Here is a 9,198-nt window from a genome sequence, read left to right as displayed (position 1 = left end):
AGCTGCGCCGATGGTAGTGTGGCTCAAGCCATGCGAGAGTAGGTCATCGCCAGGGTTTATACCCAAAAACCCCGCTGCTCACGCAGCGGGGTTTTTTTCATGCCTGGAAACCTGCCGCTGCGCTCGCCGGGCGTGGCTCGGCGCTACCGGTTGGGTGCTGGCGTCCCTTGCAGCCACGCTGTCCACTGCAGTGTCGATGCACGGTGCAACGCTTCCAGCTCCGCCAGCGCCGTGTCTCCGACGTGTAATGCATTGAAGATCTTCAGCAGCGTTGGATCTTCCAGCGCCTGTTCAAAGCGCCCCTCCAACAGCGTGGTCATCTCACTCAGGTAGAGATGCTTGCTGCTGGTTATCCGGCTCGTGCCCATGCGTTCAATGTCGCCTCGCTCCAGCACCTCGACGTGTGCCTCCAGCCATCGCAGCGTGGCAGGCAGCAGTGACCGCAGGCAACCCGGCTTATCGAGGAACCCGGCAAATACCGGCTGCTTGCCCAGCTCCGAAGGCGGCTGGTCCAGCAACAGCTGGCGTGCCGACATTTCGAAGATCTGGCGTGACGCATGAGGCCAACTGGGATCAAGTTCCGATACGCCGTGGGCAATCAGATCATCCTGTAAGTTGCTCCAGCCAGAACGCAGTTGTACGGCGCAATGCTCAAAGGTCTGTCGCTCATAAGCAGTCAGCGCTTCGCTGCGTGGCGGGCTGATGACCGGCTGTGGCCCGTCGCTGTCGAGGCCAACGACGTCAATCGGCAGCGCCGATGCGTGCTGGATGACCGTAGGGCGGCCCGTGCCGATCAAAGGCTGGGGTGCCGACTGTGCCCAGACCAGCGTTGAGGGCAGTATCCGGCGACATCCGGTGCGGCTCTGCGGTGATTGCAGCGCGGTGGCACGTGCAGACCCCGCATTGGGCGCCCAGGCGTGAGGCATGGCTTCGTTTCCGACGCGGCAAGGTGCAGCCAACCGGCCGCGTGGGGGCTGTGCGGGCGACGCTGCGGGTTCTATCGGGGCGATGCGCCGGCTGCTCAGCACGGACGAGGTGTCGGTGATGGCCGGAGTGGTCTGCGGCATGGTGCCTCCAAGGTTGACGAAATCACTTCATCGTTCCTCCCATGAGACCACTGGAGCCACACGCACATCTGTCAGAAAACGCTCAGGCACAGAACCGCACGATGAGCTCGGCAACCTCGGCCGGCCGTTCCATGTGCACGTGGTGCGTGCCAGGCAGCACGGCCAAGCGGCCATCGCGCAGGTGCTTGAGCCGCTCGCTGCGCTGGGGTTCCGGGTAATACGCCTGCGCGGGGCTGGCATAGATCACCTGCACGGGGCAGGCGATGGCCTGCAGCAGGTTGTCGATCTGGCCCTCGGTGAGCCGTATCGCGGTTGGCAGCATCAGCCGCCGGTCGGTGCGCCAGCGGTAACCCCCCGGCACGTCGCATACCCCGCGCTCCACCAGCAGGCGGGCGTTGGCTTCGCTCAGCTGGTTGGCCATCATCCTGGCGCGGATCGGTGCGGCCAGTGTAGGGAACACCCTCAGCGGCCGGTCGTTGGTGGTGCGGCTGGCGGTTACGTGGTCGTGCAGGCGCTGCGCGGTCTCCGATTCCGGGCCTCGCAGGCCGCCGAGGGCTTCGATCGCCACCAGCCGCTCCACGCGATCAGAAACGGCGGCCGTCAGGCTGGCGATGCCGGCCCCCATGGAGTGGCCCAACAGCGTGAAGCGTTCCCATCCCAGCGCGTCGGCCACATCCAGCACATGGCAGATGGCTGCCGGCGTGGTGTAACCGGCACCTGCCGGCAGGTGGCTGCTGAAGCCATGCCCGGGCAGGTCCAGCATGACGATGTCCAGCTCCGGCAGATGCGCGAGCAGCGGCACGAAGCTGGCGGCGTTGTCCAGCCAGCCATGCAGCGCCAGTACCCGACGCCCCGTCCCTGGCCGCCGCAGTCCACTGACGGTCTGGCCGCCCAGTTGCAGCGAAAACGCCTGCGGCGTCACTTCAGCGCGTCCTCCGCCAACTGCGCCAGGGCGCCTGCGTGCGCAGGATCATCATTCAGACAGGGAATGTAGCGCATCTGCGCGCCGCGCTCGGCCAGGGTGTGGGTGAAGCCCAACGCGACCTCTTCCAGGGTTTCCAGGCAGTCGGTTGCGAACCCAGGGCAGACCACGTCGATCTGCTTGACGCCGCGCTCGGCCAGCGCCCACAGGCTGGGTTCGGCATAGGGCTGCAGCCACTTCTCGCGGCCGAACCGCGACTGGTAGCCCATCTGCCATTCGTCGGCGGACAGGCCCAGCGCCGCAGCGATGGCCGCCGCACTCGCTTCGCACTGCCGCGGATAGGGGTCCCCGGCATCGGCGACCCGCTGCGGTATCCCATGGAAGGAGAACATCAGTTTCTCCCCCCGGCCATTGCGTTCCCACCAGCGACGGATCGACCCGGCAACCGCATCGACCCATGCCGGATGCACCGGATAGTCGCGGATCAGCTCCACCTGCACATCGGGATTCCTGCGGCGCCAGCGCTCCACCAGATCCTCGACCGACGCCGTGGTGGTGGTTGAATACTGGGGATACAGCGGCAGCACCGCGATGCGTCGGACGCCGGCATCCTTGGCGGCATCCAGCTCGTTGCCCAGCGCGGGTACCCCGTAGCGCATCGCGTGGCGGACCCGACGGCCGGGCATCAGTCGCTGCATGGCCTCGGCCAGATTGCGCGTGTGCACCATCAGCGGCGAGCCCCCGGGCAGCCACACCTGCGCGTATTTTTCCGCCGAACGCCCGCTGCGCAGCGGCAGGATGACGCCGTACAGCAGCGGCTTCCAGAACAGCGCCGGGATCGCGACGACGCGCGGATCGGAAAGGAATTCAGCCAGATAGCGCCGCACTGCCGGGGCAGTCGGGGCTTCAGGCGTGCCTAGGTTTACCGCCAGCACAGCGGATTCGGGTGCGTTGAGCATGTGCCATTGTCGCTGATCGCGTCCGATGGCGGGATGAGATCGATCAATGAGGTGGATCGAAAGAGTGAATGAATAGCCGGACAACTCATTGCTGATTCATCTAAACAGCCCTACTTTCAGCTGCTTGCTATATCTTCTTGGTGAACTGATACGGAGTCCGTCATGCGTCGCCTTCGCCTTACCCTGTTGATCACCGCTGGCTTGATGTTGTCCAGCCAGGCCGCGCTGGCCGGCCCCCAGGAAGACCAGCGTGCGCGCAACGCGGTACGCGTGCTGGCCGAAATCCAGGAAATTCCCGAGCAGGGGATCCCGGACAAGCTGCTCGATGAAGGCCATGCCGTCGTCGTCATTCCCGACACCATCAAGGCCGGGCTGGTCATCGGCGGGCGCCGCGGGCATGGCCTGATGTCGGTGAAGATGCCCGATGGCAGCTGGTCCAATCCGGTGTTCATGAAGCTCACCGGTGGCAGCATCGGCTTCCAGGCCGGTGTGCAGTCCTCCGACGTGGTGCTGGTGTTCCGCAACGAACGCAGCCTGGACAACCTGGTCAATGGCAAGTTCACGCTTGGCGCGGACGCCGGCGTGGCCGCAGGTCCGGTGGGGCGCAATGCGGCCGCCGCAACGGATGGCCAGCTGAAGGCGGAAATCTGGTCGTGGTCGCGTGCACGCGGCCTGTTCGCCGGTGTCGCCCTGGACGGTGCCGTGCTGCAGATCGATGATGCCGCCAATCTGGATGCCTACGGCAGCGGCACCACGCCGCGCATGATCTTTGAAGGGCGTGCCGCAGGTGCCCCGTCGATGGATGTGGTGGCCTTCCGTGACCGCCTTGAAGAGGCCACCTACGCCGCCCGCAACAACCGTGGCTCCGGTGGCCCGGCGCCTGCCCCGCGTGCGGCGGCTGCCGCTCCGGCACCGCAGGTGGCTCCGCCGCCGGCCGCCGAAGCGACCACCGTGCCACTGCAGAACGTACCTGCCGCGCCGCCGCCGCAACAGGGCTTCCAGCCGGTCACCGAAGGCGAGATCCGTACCGAGTCCCTGGACGGCAACTGACTTCCAGCATGCGCGCCGGCCCCCTGCCGGTGCGCTATGCTCGGGGTCCTGATCCCTGAAAATATTTGCGAGCGTCTTTATGGGCAGTTTCAGCATCTGGCACTGGTTGATCGTGCTGGCCGTGGTCCTGCTGGTGTTCGGCACCAAGCGGCTCACCAGCGGCGCCAAGGACCTCGGCTCGGCCGTGAAGGAATTCAAGAAAGGCATGCGTGACGAAGACAAGCCGGGTGCACAGCTCGGTGATGAATCGCGCAACGATGCCTCGCGCAGCAGCACGGTGCAGGACGAGCGCGACCGCGACCCGCGTTGATCCGGAGGGGTAGCGGTGTTTGATATCGGCTTCAGTGAGCTGCTGGTCGTTGCGATCGTGGCACTGGTGGTACTTGGCCCGGAACGACTGCCGAAGGCGGCGCGCTTTGCCGGCCTGTGGGTGCGCCGTGCGCGCAACCAGTGGGATTCGGTGAAGCAGGAACTGGAACGCGAGCTGCAGGCCGAGGACATCAAGCGGCAGATGCAGGACGTGCGCCAGTCGATGCAGGACACCGAGAGCGAACTGCGTGCCAGCGGCGAAGCCGCACGCCGGCAGATGCAGGATGTGGATGACCAGGGTCGGGTGATCGCCGATGAAGTGCGCGGCACGCCACGCGCTACCGCGTCGATGGGCGAGGTGCCCCCCACGCCGGAAACCACCGCATTGGATCGGCCATCATCCGCACCGGCCGTGCTGCCCGGTTCGAGTCCGGCACCTGCAACGGCGGAGCCGCCGGCCGATGCGCCTGCGCCTGCCAATGCGAAGGAGAACAGCCCATGAGCGAGCACGAGTTCGGTGAAAGTTCGCTGGTGGAGCATCTGGTCGAACTCCGCGCACGGCTGGTACGCGCACTGCTGGGCCTGGGTGTCGTACTGCTGGGCCTGCTGCCTTTCTCGCGCACCCTCTACACGCTCGTCGCCGAACCGCTGATCTCGCAGCTGCCCAATGGGCAGTCGATGATCGCGATCAACCCGGCCGGTGCCTTCTTCGCGCCGCTGAAGCTGACCTTCTTCCTCGCCCTGTTCGTGGCGATGCCATGGTTGCTGTACCAGCTGTGGGCCTTCGTCGCGCCCGGCCTGTACGCACGCGAAAAACGACTGGCAGTGCCGATCCTCGGCTCGTCCGTGCTGCTGTTCTACATCGGCTGCGCGTTCGCGTATTTCCTGGTGCTGCCGGCGGTCTTCCACTTCCTGACCACGTTCCGGCCGGATGTTATTGCGATCACGCCGGATGCGAATGCCTATCTGGATTTCGTTCTGGCGATCTTCTTCGCCTTCGGCGGCAGCTTCGAGCTGCCGGTGGCGATGGTCATCCTGACGCTGCTCGGTTGGGTCACGCCGCAGCAGTTCAAGGAAGGACGCGGCTATGCGGTGGTCGGCATCTTCGTGCTGGCCGCGGTGCTGACGCCGCCGGACGTGGTGTCACAGCTGATGCTGGCCATCCCGATGTGCCTGCTCTACGAGCTGGGCATCCATGCCTCGAAGTGGCTTGTGCCCTCCCGCGCCGGCCAGACCGAGCCCTGACCGGGGCCACACCGGGCGCATCGCCGGTAGCGCCGAGCCATGCTCGGCGAGCGCAGCGGCAGCGGCAGCGGCACGCAAAGCCTCAGGCGTGGAACACGTTCGACGGTCCGCTGTCCGGCAGTGCCGGCGGTTCACCGACCTCGCCGAACATCTGCTTCCAGGCGCTGTACACCGCGCCGGCGAACACCGGCATGATCACGCCCATCAGCAGCAGCTGCGCGGCGAACAGGGCCAGCATCGCCCCGCCCACCAGCTGGGCCACCATCGCCACGATCATCACCAGGAAGTAGACGGCGAACACCGCCACGAAAGCGAGCAGGAAGAACACCCCCATCGGCAGCAGGTTGTGCACGCAGGCGCGCAGGCTCAGGCGCAGCGCCTGCAGCCCGTTGCGCTGTTCGAACATCACCTGCGGGGACAGCGTGAACAGCGCCAGCGCCACCGCGATGAACACCACCAGCACGCACAGCAGCCACAGCAGGATGCGGCCGGCGGGCAGGCTGGCGGCCAGCGCTTCCATCTCCGCCGGGCTCGGCTGCGCACCGGACTGGCTCAACTCATTGAGCTTGGTCATCACTTCGCTGAGCTGGCCCAGGCCGGAGCTGCCGATCAGCAGCAGCAACAGAATGCCCAGTACCAGGCCGGCCACCAGCTGCGGCAGCAGCGAGACCAGAAGGTGCGGCGCGCGGCCGTCGTGCAGGCCCTGCAACAGGTGCGCCGGCTGTGCCGGCCGACCGTGGTCGACCTCGCGCACGGCCCAGACCAGGCCGCCGAAGATCAGCGGGCCGGCCAATGCCATCACCAACTGCGCGGGCAGCGCGAGCACGGGCACCATCGTCGCCAATGCCGTCACCAGCAGCGCTGCCAACGCCCAGATCATGCCGAGGATGCCCAGGCCCAGCGGCGCCTTGCGCAGCAGGGTGAACCCGGACACCAGCCATTCCGCACCAGCCGAAGCCGGTAGCTTGCGCATCTCGCTCATACCAATCCGAAGAACAGGGGAGGGGCGGGGCGCAGGCCCCGCATCCGGTGATTATCCCTGTTTTATGGCGCCGTGACCTGAAGCGTGGCGGGCCTGGCGCACGAAACGGCGTAGCAGTTGCCGGGCCAGCGGGGCGGCGGTGATGGCACGCTCGATGCTGCGTGCGCAGCCGCCGTGCTGGCGGATGCACTGGGCACGCGCGCGCACGTAGCCGCGCATGTGGTGGGTGGCGAATTCCGGATGGAACTGCACCCCCCAGGCGCGGTCACCCCAGCGGAAGGCATGGCAGCCATCCAGCGTGGAACGGGCCAGCACCGAGGCACCTTCCGGTGCGCGCAGCACCGTCTGCATGTGCGTGGCGTGGGCCGGGAAACGCGAGGGCAAACCGCTGAACAATGGGTCTTGATGGGCAGCAGGATCCAGCGACAACTCGATCGTGCCGGATTCGCGGCCGGCCGGGTTGTAGTCCACCTGCCCGCCCAGCGCGTGCGCCAGCAGCTGGTGGCCGTAGCAGATGCCGAACACCGGGCTGCCGCCGTGCACCGCCTCGCGCAGCCAGGCGGCGCTGCGTTCGCTCCAGTCGGCACGGTCGGTGACATAGGCCGCCGAGCCGGTCACCAGCACGCCGGCATAGCCGCGCACGTCCGGCAGGGGGTCGCCGTGTTCGGCATCGACCACCACGGTTTCCTGTTCTTCCAGCCCCGCCGCGACCCGGATCCAGTGCGGAAAACGGCCGTAGCGCCGCAGCGAGGCAAGCGGTCGGCCGGTTTCAACGATCAGGAAGGGAAGGCGGTTCATCGGCAGGGGGCACGACTGACAGGACTTCTTCGATTGTAGTCAGCCCAAGGGCCACCTTTTCAAGCCCTGCCTGGCGCAGGGTGCGCAGTCCTGCACCGCGTGCTTCACGCGAAAACGCGCCCAGATCCATGTCCGCGCGGATCCGCCCGCGCAGCCGCGAGCCCAACGGCAGCAGCTCATACAGCCCGATCCGTCCCATGAACCCGGTGCGCCGGCACTCCAGGCAGCCGACCGGCCGGTACGGCGTGGCGGCATCTGGATATGCCATCTGGCCATCAGCCAACACCGCCCAATCGGCCGCTTCCAGCACGTGCGGCACCTTGCAGTGCGTGCACAGGGTGCGCACCAGGCGCTGGGCCAGGATGCCGTTCAGGGTGGAGGCCAGCAGGTAATGCGGCACGCCGAGGTCGAGCAGGCGGGTGATCGCCGAGGGCGCATCGTTGGTGTGCAGGGTGGACAACACCAGATGGCCGGTAAGCGAAGCCTGCACCGCCATCTGCGCGGTTTCCAGGTCGCGGATCTCGCCGATCATGATGATGTCCGGATCCTGCCGCAGCAGGGTGCGCACGCCGCTGGCGAAATCCAGGTCGATGTTGGTCTGCACCTGCATCTGGTTGAATTCCGGCGCGATCATTTCGATCGGGTCTTCCACCGTGCACACGTTCACGTCCGGCGTGGCCAGCCGTTTCAGCGTGGAATACAGCGTGGTGGTCTTGCCCGATCCAGTCGGGCCGGTGACCAGCACGATGCCGTGTGGCTGTTCGACCAGCGTGTTCCAGCCGGCCGCTTCCTGCGCGCTGAAGCCCAGCTGGTCGATGCTCTTGAACGCCGCGTCGGGGTCGAAAATGCGCATCACGCACTTCTCACCGAACGCGGTGGGCATGGTGGAAATACGCATTTCCACTTCGCGGCCACCGGGCGAGCGGGTCTTGATCCGGCCGTCCTGCGGGCGCCGGCGTTCGCCCAGGTCCATCCGGCCGAGCACCTTGATCCGGCTGACCACGGCGGTCATCACCGCTGGCGGCACTTCGAACACCTTGTGCAGCACGCCATCGATGCGGAAACGCATGCGGCCCATGTCGCGCCGCGGCTCCAGGTGGATGTCGGAGGCACGCTGCTCGTAGGCGTACTGCAGCAGCCAGTCGACGATGTGCACGATGTGCTGGTCGTCGGCATTGACGTCGCCGGCGCGGCCCAGCTCGACCAGCTGCTCGAAGCTGGGCAGGGTGCTGCTGGTTTCCGAACGGGCATCGCCGCGGGCGCCACGCACCGAACGGGTGACCCCGTAGAACTCCATGGTGTAGCGGTGCAGGTCCAGCGGGTTGACCAGGGCCAGTTCGATCGTGCGCCGGGTCAGGTGCTGCAGGTCGCGCCGCCACTCCTGCGCCAGCGGTTCGCTGGTGGCCACCAGCACGCGTTCACTGGTTACCGCCAGCGGCAGGAAGCGATGCCGGCGCGCATAAGCGTGGGACACCAGCGCGGTCACGCTGGCTACGTCCACCCGGGTCGGGTCGATGCGCAGGTAGCGGGTGCCGGTGCGCTTGGCCAGCCAGTCGGTGAGCCGCTCCAGCCCCAGCTCGCCGCCGCCGCTGGCGGCCAGTTTCAGGTTGGCCAGCAGCACCAGCGGATGCACTTCGCTGGCGTTCTTCGCGCCCTGGGCGGAAAAGCGCACGCGCTCCAGGTCGCTGTCGGCGACCAGGCCGTCGGCCACCAGCGCGGTGGCGACCTGTTCGAACAGCAGCCGGCCGGGCGGCAACACCGCTGCCGGATGCGGGGACGACGCCATCGGGTGCTGCTCCATCGTCCTGTGTCCTTGGTTGCCACATGGTGCGTTGAACGCCGCCGCCGCGTGGTCCGGATCACGTC

10 protein-coding genes are annotated in these 9,198 nt (G+C 66.9%); 4 read left to right on the top strand and 6 right to left on the bottom strand.

The annotated features are described in order from the left end of the window. Positions 1–143: 143 nt before the first annotated feature. The 3 genes from SOM47_RS13000 to hemH form a co-directional block, all read right to left on the bottom strand. The gene (locus tag SOM47_RS13000) at positions 144–1,067 is read right to left on the bottom strand and encodes a hypothetical protein (protein ID WP_320505808.1); all 924 of its coding nucleotides are present in this window, start codon (positions 1,065–1,067) and stop codon (positions 144–146) included. An 82-nt stretch (positions 1,068–1,149) separates the two neighbouring features. Continuing rightward, entirely contained in the window at positions 1,150–1,989 is an 840-nt protein-coding gene (locus SOM47_RS12995; protein ID WP_320505807.1) for an alpha/beta fold hydrolase, read from the bottom strand. Continuing rightward, complete coding sequence (gene hemH, locus SOM47_RS12990; RefSeq protein WP_320505806.1) at positions 1,986–2,948, bottom strand: ferrochelatase; 963 nt, start codon at positions 2,946–2,948, stop codon at positions 1,986–1,988. The genes SOM47_RS12995 and hemH overlap by 4 nt, the downstream gene beginning before the upstream one ends. A 162-nt stretch (positions 2,949–3,110) precedes the next feature. Between hemH and SOM47_RS12985 the strand changes: the two genes are divergently transcribed. The 4 genes from SOM47_RS12985 to tatC all read left to right on the top strand — a co-directional run bounded on the left by SOM47_RS12985 (position 3,111) and on the right by tatC (position 5,552). Then, the gene (locus SOM47_RS12985; RefSeq protein WP_320505805.1) at positions 3,111–3,998 is read left to right on the top strand and encodes a lipid-binding SYLF domain-containing protein; all 888 of its coding nucleotides are present in this window, start codon (positions 3,111–3,113) and stop codon (positions 3,996–3,998) included. Between the two features lie 79 nt (positions 3,999–4,077). After that, positions 4,078–4,308, top strand: coding sequence for a Sec-independent protein translocase subunit TatA (gene tatA, locus SOM47_RS12980; protein ID WP_057507047.1), 231 nt, complete (start codon positions 4,078–4,080; stop codon positions 4,306–4,308). Positions 4,309–4,323: 15 nt separating this feature from the next. Next, positions 4,324–4,809 (top strand): Sec-independent protein translocase protein TatB, encoded by a 486-nt coding sequence (gene tatB, locus SOM47_RS12975; protein WP_320505804.1) that lies wholly within the window; start codon positions 4,324–4,326, stop codon positions 4,807–4,809. Beyond that, a complete protein-coding gene (tatC, locus tag SOM47_RS12970; protein WP_320505803.1) occupies positions 4,806–5,552 on the top strand; it encodes a twin-arginine translocase subunit TatC in 747 nt (248 codons plus the stop codon). The genes tatB and tatC overlap by 4 nt, the downstream gene beginning before the upstream one ends. 82 nt (positions 5,553–5,634) lie before the next feature. Here tatC and SOM47_RS12965 read toward each other — a convergent pair whose 3' ends face one another. From SOM47_RS12965 to SOM47_RS12955, 3 genes are read right to left on the bottom strand one after another with little or no spacing between them, the layout of a single operon-like run. Next, on the bottom strand, positions 5,635–6,534 hold the full coding sequence (locus tag SOM47_RS12965; protein ID WP_192084970.1) for a BPSS1780 family membrane protein: 900 nt from the start codon (positions 6,532–6,534) through the stop codon (positions 5,635–5,637). Between the two features lie 51 nt (positions 6,535–6,585). Continuing rightward, on the bottom strand, positions 6,586–7,332 hold the full coding sequence (locus tag SOM47_RS12960) for a glutamine amidotransferase (protein WP_320505802.1): 747 nt from the start codon (positions 7,330–7,332) through the stop codon (positions 6,586–6,588). Then, positions 7,304–9,133 (bottom strand): GspE/PulE family protein, encoded by a 1,830-nt coding sequence (locus SOM47_RS12955; protein ID WP_320505801.1) that lies wholly within the window; start codon positions 9,131–9,133, stop codon positions 7,304–7,306. Before SOM47_RS12955 ends, SOM47_RS12960 begins: the two co-directional genes overlap by 29 nt. Positions 9,134–9,198: the final 65 nt, after the last annotated feature.

The organism is Stenotrophomonas sp. CFBP8980, assembly GCF_034046095.1.
GTDB lineage: Bacteria > Pseudomonadota > Gammaproteobacteria > Xanthomonadales > Xanthomonadaceae > Stenotrophomonas > Stenotrophomonas lacuserhaii.
This window is presented reverse-complemented; position numbering and strand designations above follow the sequence as displayed.